The organism is Streptomyces sp. NPDC046925 (genome assembly GCF_040644915.1).
Classification (GTDB): Bacteria; Actinomycetota; Actinomycetes; order Streptomycetales; family Streptomycetaceae; genus Streptomyces.
The window spans coordinates 1230463-1247583 of the sequence record NZ_JBEYWZ010000001.1; the positions used below are offsets into that span (position 1 = coordinate 1230463).

At 70.1% G+C, this 17121-nt stretch carries 4 protein-coding genes and 1 pseudogene; 2 read left to right on the plus strand and 3 right to left on the minus strand.

The window, feature by feature from the left end; genetic code table 11:
• Positions 1-17: 17 nt before the first annotated feature.
• From ABZ906_RS05215 to ABZ906_RS05225, 3 genes are all read right to left on the minus strand, one after another.
• Complete coding sequence (locus tag ABZ906_RS05215; protein ID WP_361377531.1) at positions 18-9539, minus strand: amino acid adenylation domain-containing protein; 9522 nt, start codon at positions 9537-9539, stop codon at positions 18-20.
• Positions 9536-13528, minus strand: a complete 3993-nt coding sequence (locus ABZ906_RS05220; protein WP_361377534.1) for an amino acid adenylation domain-containing protein — start codon at positions 13526-13528, stop codon at positions 9536-9538. The genes ABZ906_RS05215 and ABZ906_RS05220 overlap by 4 nt, the downstream gene beginning before the upstream one ends.
• Positions 13529-14359: 831 nt before the next feature.
• The gene (locus ABZ906_RS05225; protein WP_361377537.1) at positions 14360-15565 is read right to left on the minus strand and encodes a glycosyltransferase; all 1206 of its coding nucleotides are present in this window, start codon (positions 15563-15565) and stop codon (positions 14360-14362) included.
• A gap of 208 nt (positions 15566-15773) precedes the next feature.
• Between ABZ906_RS05225 and ABZ906_RS05230 the strand changes: the two genes are divergently transcribed.
• The gene (locus ABZ906_RS05230; RefSeq protein WP_361185793.1) at positions 15774-16478 is read left to right on the plus strand and encodes an NTP transferase domain-containing protein; all 705 of its coding nucleotides are present in this window, start codon (positions 15774-15776) and stop codon (positions 16476-16478) included.
• A 104-nt stretch (positions 16479-16582) separates the two neighbouring features.
• A pseudogene (locus tag ABZ906_RS05235) lies at positions 16583-16718 on the plus strand (transposase); the annotation flags it as partial.
• Positions 16719-17121: the final 403 nt, after the last annotated feature.

A 17121-nucleotide genomic window follows, 5' to 3' on the forward strand; every position in this document is an offset into this window, starting at 1 on the left:
GGTGGGGTTTGGTGGGGTTACAGGTCGGCGGTATCGCGGGTACCGGCACCCGGGGACGCCAGCGTCGCCCTGATGGTCCCGGCCACCGTGTCCACGTGGGGTGCCGCGACGATGCCGTAGTGGTGCGTGGGCAGATGCCTGAGCACGGCGGACGCGGGCAGGCAGGCGCTCCACTGCCGGTCCGACTCCCGAGGATCCGCGGGGGCGGGCATGCCCGCCGTGGGGTTTTCGGCCAGCCACAGATACGTGGGGACGGAGACGAGCGGCCGTACGCGATGTTCTCCGAGGCTGCGCAGGTTGGCGCGGCAGCAGCGGGCAAGCCGCTCGGCGTACGCCTGCGCGTGCCCGTTCGGCAACGAGGCGGCTCCGGTTCCGAGTTCGGCGGCGAACACCCTTTCCAGGTGGGTCTCGTCGTAGGCGGCGACCAGTGCCTCCGCCCGGGGCGGTGGCGGATCCAGAAGGTAGAGCGCTTCCGGCGCCCGGCCCGCAGACTCGGCGAGACCCGCCATCTCCATGGCCACGCGGGCGCCGTAGGACCACCCGGCCAGATGGAGGCGGCGGTCCGGTCCGCCGAAGCGCTCACGTAGCTCCGCGTCGTAGTGATGGGCCCGCTCGGCCAGTGACCATGCGGGCATCCCGGTGTCGCGGAGCGCCGGGTCGGCGATGAGGCACACCGTCGGCTCGGGGCCGAGGGCTGCCACCAGGGAGCGGTAGGCCTGGATGTCCCCACCCACCGGGTGCACCAGGCACAGGACGGCCGGACCGGTTCCCTCCTGCCAGATGTCGAGGACGACCCGGGAGGTACTTCCGGCCGCCTCGGTGGTGGCCTCGGTGCTGGCCTCGGTCGTGGCCTCGTTCGTGGGCTCGGTGGCGGTGAGTGCCGTCTCGATGTGTTTCAGGATCTCCGTGAGGCTGACGCGGTGACTGAAGGAGGCCAGGTCGACTTCGACGCCGTAGTCGTCCTCGATCTGGGCGATCACGCCGATCAGGGTCAGCGAGTCGGCGCCCAGGTCGTAGAGGGAGTCCTGGGGGTCCAGTTCGTCCACGCCCAGCAGATCCTGGATCACCCGGGCCATGGCGTCCGCCCGCTCCTCGGTGCCGTCGGCGTCGGAGGCTTCCTGCTCTTCGTCCGTCGGTTGCGTCGGCCCGGAACCCGAGGACCGATCCACGGGCCCGGCGTGAGTGTAGAAGGCGGCTCGGGCGGCCTCGATGTCCGTTGTGGACACGAGGAGTTGCGGCAGTTGCAGCGCCAGGGCATGCGCGAAGACCGCTTTGCCCTCCTCGACGGTCAGGCCGACCGCGAGGTGGGCCTGATGACGGCTGTCCGTGTTCAGGACCCGGGTCGCCATTCCGGTCTCGCGCCATATGTCCCAGTCGACGCTGATCCGGACGGTTGCCTCGGTTTCCGTGGCCCGGTGGTGGGCGAAGCCGTCGAGGAGGCTCGCGCCGGCCGCGTAGTCGGCCTGGCCGACACCGCCGAGCAGGGCGGACATCGAGGAGCAGTAGACCGCGAACTCCGGACGGAAGGCTCCGATCAGGTGCTCGACGACGAGTGCGCCACGCTCGCGTACCGCGGCGGCGTCGCGCATCGCGGTGGCGTCACGTCGTACGAGCAGCCCGCCGTGTCCGAGACCGGCCGCGTGGATGACGCCGTCCAGCCGTGACGTGTGGTCGGCGACGGCCGCCGCCACTTCGTGAACGGGCATGGTCGCGAGATCCGCCGGGACGAGGCCGATGCGGTCGGCCCATCCGTTCAACTCCTCGGGCAGCCGCGGACTTCGGGACAGCAACAGCACCCGGCCGCGGGTGTGTTCGAGCAGCCAGGCGGTGATGGCGCGGCCCATGCCGCCCGTGCCGCCGAGCACCAGATGGACGGTGTCCGCTCCGGCCGGTACGACGGGCTTCCTGCCCTCCGGCTCCGGTACGGGTACCGTGCCCGGCCGCCACCAGTAGCCCTGCCGCAGCGCGAGCTGGCGGGGGAGAGCCGGTTCGCCGGGACGTCCGGCCCCACGTGTTTCGGCGACGAGCGAGGCCACGTGTCCGGCCCAGCGGGTGAGGTCGTCGTCGGGGAGATCGAGCCAATGGCCGTTCAGGACGGACTCCTGATGGGCGACCTCGACCGGCCCGGCGAGGAGCGCCAGTTCAGGTCTGTCCACCGTTCCCGTCACGGGCCGGGCGCCGTACGACAGCCACCACACACGGGGGGAGTCGGTTCGCCCGGTCAGCGCCCGGGCCAGTGCCGCCGTGCTGTCCAAGCAGGTGTGGCGGGCGTGTTCCAGGGTGTCGGGACCGACCGGCCCTGTCACGTCGAGGGGCAGGGCGTGCACCCACTCCGTGTCGCCTGAGACCGGGATGCCGTCCTCGGACAGCGCATCGAGCAGCTGCCGCACGGACGCCGGATCGACGGGGTCCACGTCGTAGGAGTCCGGCCCTCTGCGGGCGAAGGCGCCGGCCGGGTGCACCCGTATCACTCGCGACGCCACCGCTTCGAAGGGCGCGAGCGCTGTCCGCGGAGTGTCCTTCGAGGCTACGAGGACCACGGCGGACGCGCGGCCGGTCGGCGCGGTGGTGTCCGCGACGGCGGCACGGCGCAGCCGGACCCAGAGCGGCTGGTGCAGCCAGCTCTCCCGGGGCAGCCGCCGGGGTGTGGCGGCCGGGGCCTCGCGCGTGTCTTGGCGCGTGCCATCGCGCGGGGCCTCGGGCAGCCGGTCGAAGTCGTACTCCGCGAGGGAGAAGGACGGGGGCGGGAAGTCCCAGGGTGCCTGAGCGGAGCCTGCTTCCCAGTCGACAGGGTGTCCGGCGGCCCAGGCCGCTGCGAGGTCGTGGGCCGTGCGACCGGCCGCGGAGATCGCTACGGCGTCCGGGTCCGCGCCACCGGGCCGCACCGCTCCGCCTGCCACCGTGCGCAGCCAGCGCTCGGCCGCCGCGGCGTCCGTCACAGGTGCCGCTACCCGCAGGCGGCGCGCGACCCGACCGGCCTGGAGATGGCGCAGCACGAACGTGTGGCGCTCCGGGTGGAGTTGGAGATAGTCGGCGATGCGAGCGGCGTCGGCGGCCAGGGCGTCCGCGCTGGAGGCCGAAAGGACGAGGCACTTGGGTGCCTCGCGGGTTGCCACCGGTCCGGGCGTGGTGGCCTGCTCCACGATGACGTGGGCGTTGGTGCCGCCGATTCCGAAGCTGCTGACCGCGGCCACCCGTTCGCGTCCCTCGGGCCAGGGCGTGGCTCGGTCCGGGACGTGGAAGGGAGTGGGATCGGGGCCGATCTCCGGGTTGAAGGCGCGGAAGTTGAGGTTGGGCGGGAGCGTCCCGTGGTGCACGGCGAGGACCGCGCGTACGAGGCCCACCACACCGGCGGCAGCGCCCAGGTGGCCGAGCTGACTCTTGACGGAACTCAGAGCGCAGCGGCCGGACTCACTCACGTCGAACGCCTGCCGTAGCGCGCCCACTTCGATCGGGTCGCCAAGACGGGTGCCGGTGCCGTGGGCCTCCACATAGCCGAGGTCGGCGCCCGTGCGTCCGGCGCGGGACAGGGCGGTCCGGATCACCTCCCGCTGTCCGGCCAGGGACGGCGCGGTGTAACTCATCTTCGCCGTACCGTCGTTGTTGATCGCGGAGCCTGTGATGAGTGCGTGGACGGTGTCGCCGTCGCGCCGTGCCTGCCGCAGCGTTTTGAGGACCACGACGCCGACGCCGCTCGCGCCGACCGTGCCGGTGGCGTCGTCGCTGAAGGGCCGGCAGTCGCCGTCCGCGGAGAAGATGTGCTGCGGCCGGTAGCGGTAGCCGCCGGTAAGGCCGGGGTCGATGAGCACTCCTCCGGCGAGCATCACGTCGGCTTCGCCCTGCCGGAGCAGACCGGCGGCGAGGTGCACGGCGACCAGAGAACTGGAACAGGCCGTCTGGGCGCTGAAGACGGGGCCCGTCAGCCCGAGGTGGTACGCCACCTTGGTGGCCAGGAAGTCCTTCTCGTGGTGCAAGGCGAGCTGAAAGCCGTCAGGCAGTCGGCCACGGTCCCCCTCGCGCAGCACGGACTCGCGCTGCAAGGACTCGCGCAGCAAAGACTGGAAGTAGGTGTTCTCCCCGGCACCGGCCACCAGGCCCACCCGGGCGGACGAGGTGTCCGCCACCCCGGCGTGCGCCAGGGCCTGCACGCCGGCCATCAGCAGATGACGCTGCTGGGGGTCCATCAGACGCGCCTCTTGAGGGCTGATGCCGAAGTGGCCCGGGTCGAAGTCGAGCATGCCGTCGAGCGTGCTGTGCGCGCCGACGACTCCCTCCGGCGCGTCGATACGGCGGATTCCGGTGCCGCCGGAGACCACGAGATCCCAGAAGGCGGCCAGGTCCGGGGCGCCGGGCACCCGTACCGCCATGCCGACGACCGCGATCGGCTCGCCGGGTTCGGGGGTCTGTTCGGAGGGCTCGTCGCCTTTCGCTGCCGATGGGGCGAGTGGCCGCGGGGAGGTGAGGTGGCGGGCCAGGGAGCGGACGGTGACGTGCTCGAAGAGGTCCGCGACACCGAAGCGCAGACCGAGTGTTGTGGTGCAGCGCAGGTGGAAGCGCATCAGGGCGAGACTGGAGGCACCCGCCTCGAAGAAGGTCTGGTCCGGTGCGATCGTCGACCCGGTGACCTCCTCGAAGGCGGCGGTGAGGCGCTCCTCCTCGGCCGACAGGCCCGTGCGGGCGCTCGCGGAACGACGCATGTCCTCCCCGGGTGCCCGGACGGCCGCCTGCCGATCCAGCTTGCCGCTGGGTGTGCGGGGCAGTCTCTCCAGCCTGCGGAAGCGGTCCACACGGACGTAGGAGGGCAGAAGGGCGGACAGATGCGCGCTCAGATCGTCGGCGGACGGTGCTTCACCACGGATCTCCAATCCGGCCGTCAGCCGGTCCCCGTCACGGGTGACGACCACGTTGACCACCGCCGGATGGCGCAGCAGGGCCGCCTCGACGGAGCCGAGTTCCAGCCGGTGCCCGCTCAGTTTGATCTGCTGGTCGTCGCGGCCCGCGTAGTGCAGCAGGCCCTCGCGGTCGAAGAACGCCCGGTCACCGCTGCGGTAGAACAGGCCCGCGCCGGGGAGCTCGACGAAGCGGACGTCGTCGGGCGTAGTTTCGTCGGGCGTCGGGTCGTCGAGCGTCGGTTCGTCGAGGTAGCAGCGGGTGGTCATGGTGCCGCCGATCAGCAGTTCGCCGGTGCATCCGGCCGGGGCCGGGTCGCCCTGGGCGTCCACCACACGCAGGTCGGCGCCGGCCACCGGGCCTCCGATGGCGGGCCGTTCGGGCCATTGCCCGGGATCTCCCTCCAGACACAAGGCGCTGACCACATGTGTCTCGGTCGGCCCGTAGTGGTTGAACAGGCGCGCGCCGGGGAGCCCGGCGAACCAGCGCCGGATGCTGTCCGTGCACACCAACTGCTCGCCCGCGGTGACCACTTCGCGCAGCCGGGAGGGGTACCTGTTCAGGCGGACGGCGTACTCGGCGAGCAGTTGCAGGGCCACGTAAGGCATGAAGATCCGCTCGGTGCCGGCGGAGTCAAGCCGGTCCAGGAGCGCGGGCACGTCCTGACGCCACTCGGGACGTACGAGCTGGAGGGTGCCACCCGTGCACAGCGTCCCGAAGACCTCCTGGAAGGACACGTCGAACGCCAGCATCGAGAACTGCTGGGTGGCCGCGGGGGCGGTCAGGCCGCCGGGACCGGATTGCCACCTGATCAGATCGCACAGGGTCCGGTCGTAGATCTGCACGCCCTTGGGCACGCCGGTGGAGCCGGAGGTGAACAGCGTGTAGAGAGGGCGCGCGCCGTCGTGCGTCGAAACGCCGACGGTGGCTCGGTCGTCCGTCTGCCCGTCGCGCGACGCACGCGTGTCGTCGCCCTTCTGCGGTCCCCGGCCAGCCCCCGGTACGACAAGGTGGCGCACCACACCGTCCGGGAGCAGCGTGTCCAGTGCCGGCGAGCTGTCCTGCGTGGTCAGGACGCACAGCGGGTCGACCTGTTGCAGGACGCGGCGCAGAACATCGGCCGGGTAGGAGGGGTCCAGAGGGACGGCGGTGACGTTGAGCCGTGCCAGTGCCAGGAGCGCCACGACGTGTTCGGCGGAGGGATCCAGATACAGGGCCGCCCGGCAGGGGCTGGCGTCGGCCGGGATCGGGTAGTGGTCGGCCAGTTCCGTGGCGAGGGCCGCGGCGCGGGCGTCGAGGGCCGCGTAGCTCAGCGTGCCGCCGTCGGCCGTCACCACGGCGGGGGCGTCCGGAGTGCTGGCTACCTGTTGGCCGAAGCCTTCGGCGATCGTGGTGAAGCCGGGTTCCGGAGCGGGGCCGCGCCCGTGCTCCGGGAGGGAGTGCCGGTACGGCGCGACGAGTTCACGAGCGGTGGAGCGACCGCCGGCCGCGAGCGCGTCCACGCCCCGCCGGAACAGCTCCGCCATCGCCGCGACGTCCTCGCCGGTGAACCGGTCCTCGGCGTACTCCCACAGCACGTCGAGTCCGTCCGCATGCTCGACCACGGAGACCGTCATCGGGCACTTGGCCTCCGGTGCCGCCCACCACAGGGGGCGAGGGGCACAGCCGGGCAGCCGTAGCGCCTCGAAGTCGGTGTTCTCCAGGACGAACAGGAAGTCGAACGGTGTGCTGTCGCCAACGGCCTCCCAGCCGGTCAGAACGTCCGTGAGTGCCACGTCCTGGCGTCCCAGTACCTGCCCCGTGTCGCTTTTCGCGCGGGCGAGGAGCGAGCGCAGGTCTTCACTGGGCGCGACGGACAGGGGCAGCAGCACGGTATTCGCCATCATGCCCACGCTGTTCTCGAACTCGCGCACAGGGCGGCCCGCGACCGGGGCGGCGATACGCGGGCGGGTCAGGCCACTCACGCCGTACAGGCACCAGGAGAACACGCTCAGCAGGACCTGGAACCGAGTCAGTCCGAACTCGGCGCACAGTTGGTCCACTTGGGTCCGCCGAACGACGTCGAGCGACGTGCGCAGCAAGCGTGCCCGCGGTGCCGGGCCCGCGTCCCGGGCGGGTAGCGACTCCTGTGGCTCCCCCAACTCCTCGTAGAAAGCGAGGAGTTCATTACGCTGTGCGCGGTACGCGGTGCTCGCGAACCGGGCGCTCTGCCAGTCGGCGAAGTCCAGCGGGGTCGGAGCGGGTGCCTCGCTCCTGTCGCTTCCGGCGTAGGCGGCCGACAGGTCGTGCAGCAGGATGCTCAACGACCAGCCGTCCACAGCGATGTGGTGCAGGTGCAGCAGGAGCGTGCCGCCGCCGTCACGCGGCAGCCAGCAGGCTCGGAGCATGCGGGGGACGGCGAGGTCGAAGGGCTCGGCGAAGAAGGTGTCGGCGAAGGTGTGTGCCTCTTCTTCGTGCCAGGCATGCTGGAGGCCCGGCTCGTGCCAGGGGTCGTACGGCTCGCCGACGGTCTGCTCCAGGCCGTCCGGTCCGAGGCCGAAGCTCGTCCGCAGCGCCTCGTGGCGTGCCACCAGGCTGCGCAGAGCTCGCCGGAGGGCAACGGCGTCGACCTGTCCGTCCAGGCGGAAGGCCTGGTTGACGGAGTAGGCGCGGGAGCCCGGAGTGCTGCGCTCCACCAGCCACAGCCGCTGCTGTTCGCTGGTGGCGGGCGCCGAGCGGGCACCGGAGACCACCGGTGCGGGCAAGGCGTTCTCCTCGAGGGGACGGACCGCGGCGAGTGACCGGGCGACGGCGGCCAGGTCGCCGTGGAGGACGGCCGCCTGAGTCAGCTCGCGGCCCCATCGCTGTCGTACGGCGAAGCAGAACCGAAGAGCCTTCAACGAGTCACCGCCGCTGGCGATCCACCGGTCGCCGAGCCGGAGGCCGGTGGTGCCGAGTATTTCCTCGGCCAGTTCGACGACCCGGCGTTCGGTCTCCGTCGCGGCCGGTCCGTCGGATTCGGCGGCGGCGGGTCGCCAAGGGCAGTCGGCCTGCTGGAGCAGGGCGGCCTGGTCGACCTTGCCGTTGGCGTTGAGCGGCAGCTCAGCCGTGAGATGGATCTGGTGGGGGCGCATGTAGGCGGGCAGGCGGGCCGCCAGGTGGCTGTCGAACTCCTCGTAGGACAACTCCTGACTCAGGACGACGAACGCCAGCAGTTCGTTGGGCCCCTCCTGGTCCGCGCGGCGCGTGCACACATAGGCCCGCTCGACCGCGGGGTGGGTGAGAACGCGGCGTTCCACCTCGCCGGGCTCGATCCTGAAGCCACGGACCTTGACCTGGCGGTCGGTTCGCCCGACGTACTCCGTCAGCCCCTCGTCGCCGGTCCGTACGAGGTCACCGGTGCGGTAGTACGGCTCCTCGCCGCCGTCGAGCCACGGCAGCCGTACGAAACGCCGCTCGGTCTCCTCGGGAAGGTTGCGGTATCCGGCGGCGAGTCCGGCTCCGCTCAACAGGAGTTCGCCGACCTCCCCTGGCGCGGCGACCCGCTCGTGGCCCGGGACGACCAGTACCGCACCGGTTTGCGGCAGGGGCCGGCCGATCGGCACCACGTCCCCGTCGAAGTCGCGCGGGATCGGATGGCACAGGGCGAAGGTGGTGGACTCCGTCGGCCCGTACACGTTGAACAGCCGGGTGCCGCTGTCGGCGTTGTCCCGGTACCAGCGGCGCATCACGTGGGGGTTGAGCTGCTCGCCGCCCACCAGAACCTCGCCGGCCGAGGCGAAGCAGTGCGGCACCGCCGTGACCATCGCGTTGAACAGTGCCGTGGTGACGAAGAGGGTGTCCACGCGCTCGTTCCGCAGTGCCGCGGCTAGCCGCTCGGGAGTCTGCGTCTCCCGGTCGCTCAGCACCACGCAGCAGCCACCGGTCAGCAGGGGCACCCAGACTTCGAAACTCAGCGCGTCGAATGCCGGATTGGCCATGCAGGCATAGCGCAGACCGGGCTCGACGCGGATGTATCCGGGTCGAGCCAGTCGCCGGATTCCCGCGTCACGGACCTCGACTCCCTTGGGCTGGCCCGTCGTTCCGGAGGTGTAGAACAGGAAGGACACCTCGCCGGGGGCGGCGGGTGCCTCCACGGCGTCAGCGGGAACGGTGACGGCAGCAGTGGTGGTGGCAGCAGCGGTGGTGGTAGCGGCAGTGGCCGTGGCTGTGGCTGTGGCGTCCGGGAGTTCGGGCAGAAGGGCGTCCGCGGCGAGTGCCTTCACGTCCTGCGGGAGGTCGGTGACGCTCTCGATCGTGTCGTGCACCAGGGCGACCGCGCCGGAGTCCCGGAGTATGAAGTGACGGCGCTCGGCGGGGCTCTGTGTGTCGAGGGGCACCACCCGCGCTCCCAACCGCAGAATGCCCAGCATCACGCCGACCAGCCGCCACGACCGCGGCATCGCCACCGCCACCGACTGCCCCGCGGCGACGCCCCGGCGCCCCAACTCCCGGGCGACGGTCGCGGCTGCCGCGTTCAAGGTCGCGTAGTCGACGCTGACGTTGCCGTCCACGACCGCCTCGGCGTGTGGCGTGCGAAGGGCTCGCCGGTGAATCGCAGCGGCTATCCCGGCCGGGTCGTCCATGCCCTCGGACACGTCGGTGCGGTCCGTTTCGACGTGCGGTTTCATCGTGCCTCCGACGTGCCTGAAGGTGCTGTGCGCTGCGTCTCGCCCCGACCGGAGGCGGATGTCAGCCGGTGCAGTTCGGCGGTGAGGACGGCGGCGACGCGGGGCAGTTCGTCGCTCTCCAACATGTCCCAGTGACCGCAGGCGACCGGCTCGACCACGAACTCACCGGTGACGCGCCGCCGCCAGAAAGCGCGCAGCCGAGCGGCAGCACCTTCGGCGTCCTCGTCTTCGTCCTCCACGGCCGTCGCCTGCATCAGCACGACACGGGCGGGCGATTCGGGTACGACGTAGTCGCGCGCCGTCTCACGATGGTGGTTGTAGACGTTCAGGTACCGGGCCACCTGGTCGTCGTCGATGCCCGGGTACATGCCGTTGAAGCGCACCAGCTTCTCGCGGAACTCCGCCATGCCGACCGGCGCGATCGCGGCGCGCTGCTCGTCGTCCTGCGCACCGTGGGTGTCGAGGAGGACGACACTCACCTTGTCGTGCCCGGCCGCCACCAGACGGCGGCCCATCTCGTACGCGACCAGACCGCCGTAGGAGAGCCCGCACAACACCAGTGCCTCGTCGGCACGGGGACCGACGAGCCGCAGATACTCCTCGGCCATCGCCCCGACATCGGGCAGGGTGGACTCACCGGGATCGATGCCGGGCGCCTGGAGTCCCACCACACCGATGTCGTCGGCCAGTTCGGCGGACAGTGGCAGGTAGCAGAACGCGGTGCCGCCTGCGGGGTGCACACACACCACGCGCTGTCGGCCGCCGCCCGCACGGAATTCCACCAGGCCGCCGGGCGCCGCGGACTCCGGTGCCTCGCCGGAGTTGCCCACGCTGCCGCGCACCCGCTCGGCGAGCGCCTCGATGGTGGGGTGCAGCATGACGTCCCGGACGGGCAGGGCGACGCCGAGTTCCTCCTGGACGGCGGACGCCATCTTGATCGCCGATATCGAAGTGCCGCCCAGCTCGAAGAAGTTGTCGCTGATGCCGATGTCCGGGTGCAGCAGCACTCCGCGCCAGACCCGGTACAGCGCCATCTCCACATGGTCGCGGGGCGCGGCCGTGTTGACCGGCCCCGCACGTGTTCCCGCAGCGGCGCGCAGCACCTGTGGCCGGTCCACCTTGCCGCTGCGGTTCAACGGCAGTCGCGGGAACTCGACCACCACGGCGGGGATCATGTAGTCCGGCAGTCGGAGCCCGAGCGCCGCACGCCATTCGTACGGCAGCCGCGTGGCATCGGTGTCACATCCCACGCCGGCGACCAAGCGGGGGCCGCCGGGTGATTCGCGATCGGCCAGGACGACGGCCTCCCGGACCCCTGGGACCGCAAGGAGTGCCGCCTCGACCTCGCCGGGTTCGATACGGAAGCCGCGCAGTTTTAGCTGGTCGTCGCGGCGGCCGACGTACTCGGCGTTGCCGTCCGACAGCCAGCGCGCCAAGTCGCCGGTGCGGTAGAGGCGTTCACCGGGAACGAACGGGTCGGGCACGAAGAGTTCGTCGGTGAGGTCGGGGCGGTTCAGATAGCCGCGGGCCAGACTCGCTCCGCCGAGGTAGACCTCTCCGGTGACTCCCACGGGCACCGGACGCATGCGGTCGTCGAGCAGGTACAGGCGTGTGTTGCGCAGGGGCCGTCCGATGGGACATGGCCGGTCGTACGGCTGCGGGTCGGTGTAGGCCGTGGCGTAGAGGGTGGCCTCGGTCGGGCCGTAGCCGAAGCAGATGCGCAGGCCGGGCAGCAGCTCGCGCATGCGGTGCAGGGTGCTCTCGGGCAGGGATTCCACCCCGGTGAGGAGCTGACGGAGATGTGATCCGGCCAGGCGGGTGGCCGGGTCCTCGCCGATCCACAGGACGTAGGAGGGAGGCAGGAACGCCTGGGTGACCTTGCGTTCGCGCATCCAGTCCAGCAAGGCCGCGGGGTCGGTACGGAGTTCGTCGGGGACCAGGTGAAGGACGGCGCCGGTGGTCAACGGGACGAGGAGTTCGTGCACCGACGCGTCGAAGCCGATGCTCGACCAGGCCGATGACGCCTCGCCGGGGGAGTCCCCCATGAGCTCGTGCCAGTGGTCGAGGAGATTGACGACGCTGCCGTGCGTCACCGCCACACCCTTGGGCCTGCCGGTCGATCCGGAGGTGTAGATGACGTAGGCGAGCCGAGTCGGGTCCGTGTCGACGGGCGGCGCCTCGTCGTGGGTCCCCTCTGCCTCCACTTTCTCCAGGTGGTTCCACAGCTGTCCGTCGTCGTCCTCGGTGTCCTTCCGGTCGGTCAGCACGAGGACCGGTGCGGCGTCACTGACCATGGCGGTGAGCCGCTCCAGGGGCTGGCCGGGGTCGAGGGGCAGGTAGGCGGCTCCGGACTTGAGGATGGCGAGCACGCCGATGACGAGTTCGGCCGTACGCCCGACGTGCAGGCCCACCACTCGGTCGGGACCGGCACCACGGGCGATCAGCGCATGGGCGAGACGGTTGGCCCGGCGGTCGAGGGTCGCGAAGTCCAGCTCCGTGTCGTCGGCCACCACCGCACATTGCCCGGGCCGCCGGCGGACCTGCGCGGCGAAGCGCTCCAGCACGCCCACCGATGCTGGGTCCGTCGATGCCGGGGTCGTCGATGCCGGGTCCGTCGGTGCCGGGTCCGGCACGGTGGGCCCTGCGCTGAAGGTGGCGAGGAGCTCCCGCTGCTCGTCCTCGTCGAGCAGCGTCAGGTCGGCGATCTCGGCATCGGGCTGTTCGGTCATCAGACGCAGCACGCGCAGGAAATGACGTATGTACCGTTCGACCGTCGTCCGGTCGAAGAGCGCCACCGCGTAGTCGATCTCGCCGGTGAGGTGCCGGCCCTCGTCGGCCAGGGCCAGGACCAGGTCGAACTTCGCGGGTACGTGAGCGGCGTCCTCCCGCAACGCGACGTCCAGACCCGGAAGTTCGAGTTCCTTCCGCATGGAGGGGACCCAGGCGAACATGGTCTGGAACAGGGCCGTGTAGGCGGGGCTCCGCGGCGGGTTGACCAGTTCGACGACTCGCTCGAAGGGGAGGTCGACATGCCCCAGGGCGTCACGGATCCGCTGGTTCACCTGCTTCAGGGCATCCTTGACGCTGGGTGAGCCGGAGAGGTCGGCGCGCAGGGCGAGGGTGTTGACGAAGAAGCCGATCAGACCCTCGACGTCGCCGCGTCGGCGGTTCGACGTGGGGGCGCCGACCACGACGTCGTCCTGCCCGGAGAGCCGGGACAGCAGTATGGACCAGCCGGTGAGAACGGTTGCGTAGAGGGAGACATCGTTGTCAGACGCCAGGGCGCGCAGGGCCCGCGTCAGGTCCTCGTCGACGGTCACGGGCAACCGGTCGCCGCGGAAGTCCTGTTCGGGCGGGCGGGGCCGATCGGTGGGCAGGGAGATCACGGCAGGGGCGTCGGCCAGTGCGGCTGTCCAGTACTCGGCGTGCGAGGCGGGCTCGGCTCCCGACATCCACTCCCACTGCCAGCGTGTGTAATCGCTGTACTGCCAGGTCGGTTCGGGCAGCGAGACGTCCTGCCCCTGCTGAAGCGCGGAGTACACCGTCCCCAGCTCTTTCAGCAGCAGGGAGCGGGACCAGCCGTCGAAGATGATGTGATGCGCCACCAGGATCAGTACGTGATGGTCCGGTTGGAGCGCTATCAGACAGCCGCGTGCCATGGGCTCCTCACCCAGGCGGAACGGAGCGCCCTCCACCTCCAACCGTATGCGTGCGAACCGTTCAGCCCCGTCCGGCAGCGCCGTCAGGTCCTCGAAGGCCACCGGGAACCCCGTGTCCGGCGGATCGACGACTTGAAGAGCCGAACCCCCGGAGGGGACAAGGCGGGTACGCAGGGCCTCATGCCGGGCCGTGAGCAGCTGCAGCGCCCTGAGGAGCAGGTCCCGGTCCAGCGGTCCCCGGATGTCGAAGGGCATCGGCTCGTTGTAGGCAGCGCTGGCGTCGCCGTCCATGCGCGCCATGACCCACAGACGTTCCTGCGCCAGGGACAAGGGCGCGGATTCTGCCTCTTCGTCGGAATGATTACTGACTGCGATTCGGGGTACAGGCACGGATTAACCTTCACGAGAAGAGGACGCGGCGGAAATCAGTGGGAAATCATTTACGGGGTTCCCGGAGTATCGGACTGACCGGAGTGTCGGACCGGCGTCCGGAATGTGTGCGCTGCAATCAAAGTGCGATCTGAAAACAATGCCTGCGGATCCGGGCCCTTCGGCGGACCGCGGCTGGGGTGGCTGGGGTGGCTGGGGTGGTGATCAGCTGTCCGGCCTGGTCGGCCGCTCGTTGCGCTGCTGTGTGATCAGCATGGACAGCGGATTGTGTTCAAGATGGCGGACCGGACTTTCATGGGGACTTTCATTGGGATTTTCGTGGGGTCAGCAGGGCCTCGCGCAACCTCGTGGAAACCGCCGTCTGTCCATCAAGGCTCCGTAAAATGACGTGAGGTGAATGCGTGATGAGGTGCATGCGTGAGGTGCAGCAGAGTGACGATTGCGGACGCTTCTTAGTCATTCGGTCAACCGCACGGTGGCGTATTTGGCGTTGATGCTAAATGTGCTTCGATCATGTGGTCAACCGTGACCAACGCCACACCCATTCGGTGACGGAACACTGTTTGCGCCCGGCATGCGACATTAAGGGATTTGCCTGAAGAAAGCGGACCACGTGAGGCAGACGGCTCGCTTCGGTCGTGCCACGCCCTCCTTGCCGGTGACGGGGTATCCGGAGACGGAAGGCCATCGCAAGGCCATCGCAAAGCCATCGCAAGGTCATGGCCGCGGAGTCGTCCTCGGTGATCCAGGAATGATCCGGGTCGGCGTTGTTCACCGCGCCCCGTCGACCAACCGCCGCGCGGCCACCTCCGCTCCGTCGGCGCGGAGCCGGCTTCCCAGGGACTTCGCATGCGCCCGGGTCCCGGGTGACAGGGCGGTCTTGAGCGCGATGCCCAGAGACTCGACGGTCGTGGCCGGAGCATCGAGGGCCGCACCGAGCTCCAGTGCCGCCACCTGGCCGGCCCAGTACGGGTTGTCCGACAACTGGAGAGGTACCACCACTTGCGGCGCGCCCGCCCGGGCCGCCGTCAGCGTCGTGCCCGCGCCACCGTGGTGGACCACGGCGGCCACCTTGCCGAACAGGTTCTGATGGTTGACCTCGCCGATGGCGAAGCAGTCGTCCCCGTCGTCGACGAGCTCCAGGTCGGCCCAACCGCGGGACACGAGCACGCGGTGCCCCTGTGCGCGGATCGCCTTGACGGCCATGCCGCCGGTGCCTTCGGCCGGGGACAGACTGCCGAAGCCTACGTAGACCGGTGGGGAGCCCGCGTCCAGGAACCTCGCCAGGTCCGCCGGGAGGGGCCGTTCGTCCGAGAGGGTCCATGCGCCCGTCTGCACGACGTCGAGGCCGCTGGTCTCCCGCCACGATCCCAGGACCGGGTCCGCCGCCAACCATGGACGGTCGGTGAGGATGTGATCGCGTACGTTGTCCACCACCGGTAGACCGAGGGCCGTCCGGTGCCTGTTGAGTGCCTCGCCGAACTGCGCGTTGACGTTCTGGGCGTCCAGCTCCCACAGTGTCCGGTTGTCGGCGACCTCAGGCTTCGGCCAGCCCGGCCGCGGCGGTGGCGCGTGGTGCGGGGACGGCAGGTGGACTGCCGCATAGCTCACGTACACGTAGGAGATACCCGCGGCCTCGGCCACGGATCGCGCGGCGACCTGCGCCAGACCTGCCGCCATCACCACGTCACATCCGTCGAACGCCGCGGGGAAGGTGTCGAACTGCATCTCGACCAACTCGTCCCTGTAGCGGGCTAGTTCCGTTGCCGAGGGCAGGCTCTTGTCGCGCATCAACTCCCTGACGGGTGGCCCGACCGGCACCAGTTCCACTCCGATACCCGCGAGCCGCTCGGCGAACTCCTCGTCCGGCGGGGCGCACATGCGCACCGCCGCGCCGAGCGCCCGTAACTGCACCGCGAGTGCCACCAGCGGTTCGACGTCGCCACGTGTCCCGTATGTAGACAACAGCACCCGCATTCAGCGTCCTCTTCTGTCTTTCGTCTTTCGTCGAGTACTGGCTGCGCTCGACCGGCAGCAGTGTAGGTCGCGTGTCGGCCAGGGAAGCCGCCCCCAGTGGCTACGGTGCGCGTGGGGCCGGAGGTTCGGTGGCGGCCGGCTCTGGGCAGTGTGTGCTGGGCGAGACGTGCAAGATCCCCCAGCGTCCACACAACCGGAGTGCTACGCGATGCAGAGTTCGTCCACACCCGTACCTGATGTTTCGGTCATCCTGCCCTGCGCCGGCCACGGAACCCGTTTCGGTGCGCCCTACTCGAAGGAACTGCACTGCCTGGCTCCTGGAGTCACCGTTCTGGACCGCAGCCTGGAAACCGTCGTCGAACTCGTCAAGAGCGGTCTCCATGTGCGTCTGGTCGTCGTGTTCGGAACACACAAGCTGGACACGGTCAGTTACCTTGCTCGCTATGCCGACACCTTCCAACTGGTCTTCGTCTACCAGGGCGAATCATCCGGACCTGGTCTCGACGGGGCGATCCGGTCCGCCCTGCCTATGACACAGGGACCGGTGGCCCTCGTCCTGCCTGACATCGTTGTCGCAGGGCCGGACACGCAGGGCAAACTCCTCGACGCCATACGACAGGCAGAGGCGGCGGGCTGGAGCGTGGTGGCCGCCGAGGAGCGCAATGACGACACGCTGCGGCAGATGGGCGCCTTGACCGTGGCCGAGGCGGGAGGCGTCCTGACCGTGGAGGCCGCCACCGACAAGCCGACGGATCCCTCGGGCTTCAACGCGTTCTGGGGCATGGTCGCCGTCACCGAGAGCGAGGCGCACAGGCTGCCCGACGTCGTGGGCATGGGAGCGGCCAACCCGTTGGCCGGTGCGGTCGCTCTCATGGTGGAGGGGATCGTCAACTACAACACCCCCGCAGGCTGACTCTCCGTGCGTCGATGAGTTGGTGCACGTGTGGTGTACGGGCTCTCCCTTGAGCCGGGCGTCCGTCCTGGCGTCAGAGCGAGTGTCCGGAGGGGCGTGCGGGCGGACGCATGGTGGACGTCCGCGTGCTGATCGCGTTCGGTGCCAACGCCGACGGCCACCGCGAGATTCTCGTTCTGGACGTCCCCACCGCCGAGGAACGGCTCGGGCCGCCCGGCTTTCCTGCGCTCGCTCGTCGCCCACAAGCCCTGCCGGTGCGTGACAGGGAGCCTCGTCCTGGGCATTGCCTGGAGGGGAGGGATCGTCAGCTACCTCGGTAGCGAGGACGCGGAGGCAGAAGGGCCCGCGTTTACGGTGGCGTTGCTGAAGTAGGGACTCACGCGCGTGCAGGTGGTTCTGCCGCCAGAATCACCTGCACGCGAACTCCGTAGCTCAGCCCCGCTCGCGGGATCTCTCCTCCGCGGCGGGGCTGAGCGTTGGCCGGCACAGACCCGGAGGAGTAGCTCCTCTCCTGGCAGACGTCAGGAAATGAGGGACCGAATTTGCCAAATCCGTCGAGGCGGCCCGCGCCGACGTGACGGCGGCGCGTACACCTCGCAGAACTTCTGCTGGACGCAGGGCATCACGACGTGGCGCCTGCCGC

Coding starts and splice junctions, on each gene's coding strand:
- ABZ906_RS05215 (WP_361377531.1), bottom strand. CDS start 9,539: ATGAAACCGCACGTCGAAACGGACCGCACCGACGTGTCCGAGGGCATG.
- ABZ906_RS05225 (WP_361377537.1), bottom strand. CDS start 15,565: ATGCGGGTGCTGTTGTCTACATACGGGACACGTGGCGACGTCGAACCG.
- ABZ906_RS05230 (WP_361185793.1), top strand. CDS start 15,774: ATGCAGAGTTCGTCCACACCCGTACCTGATGTTTCGGTCATCCTGCCC.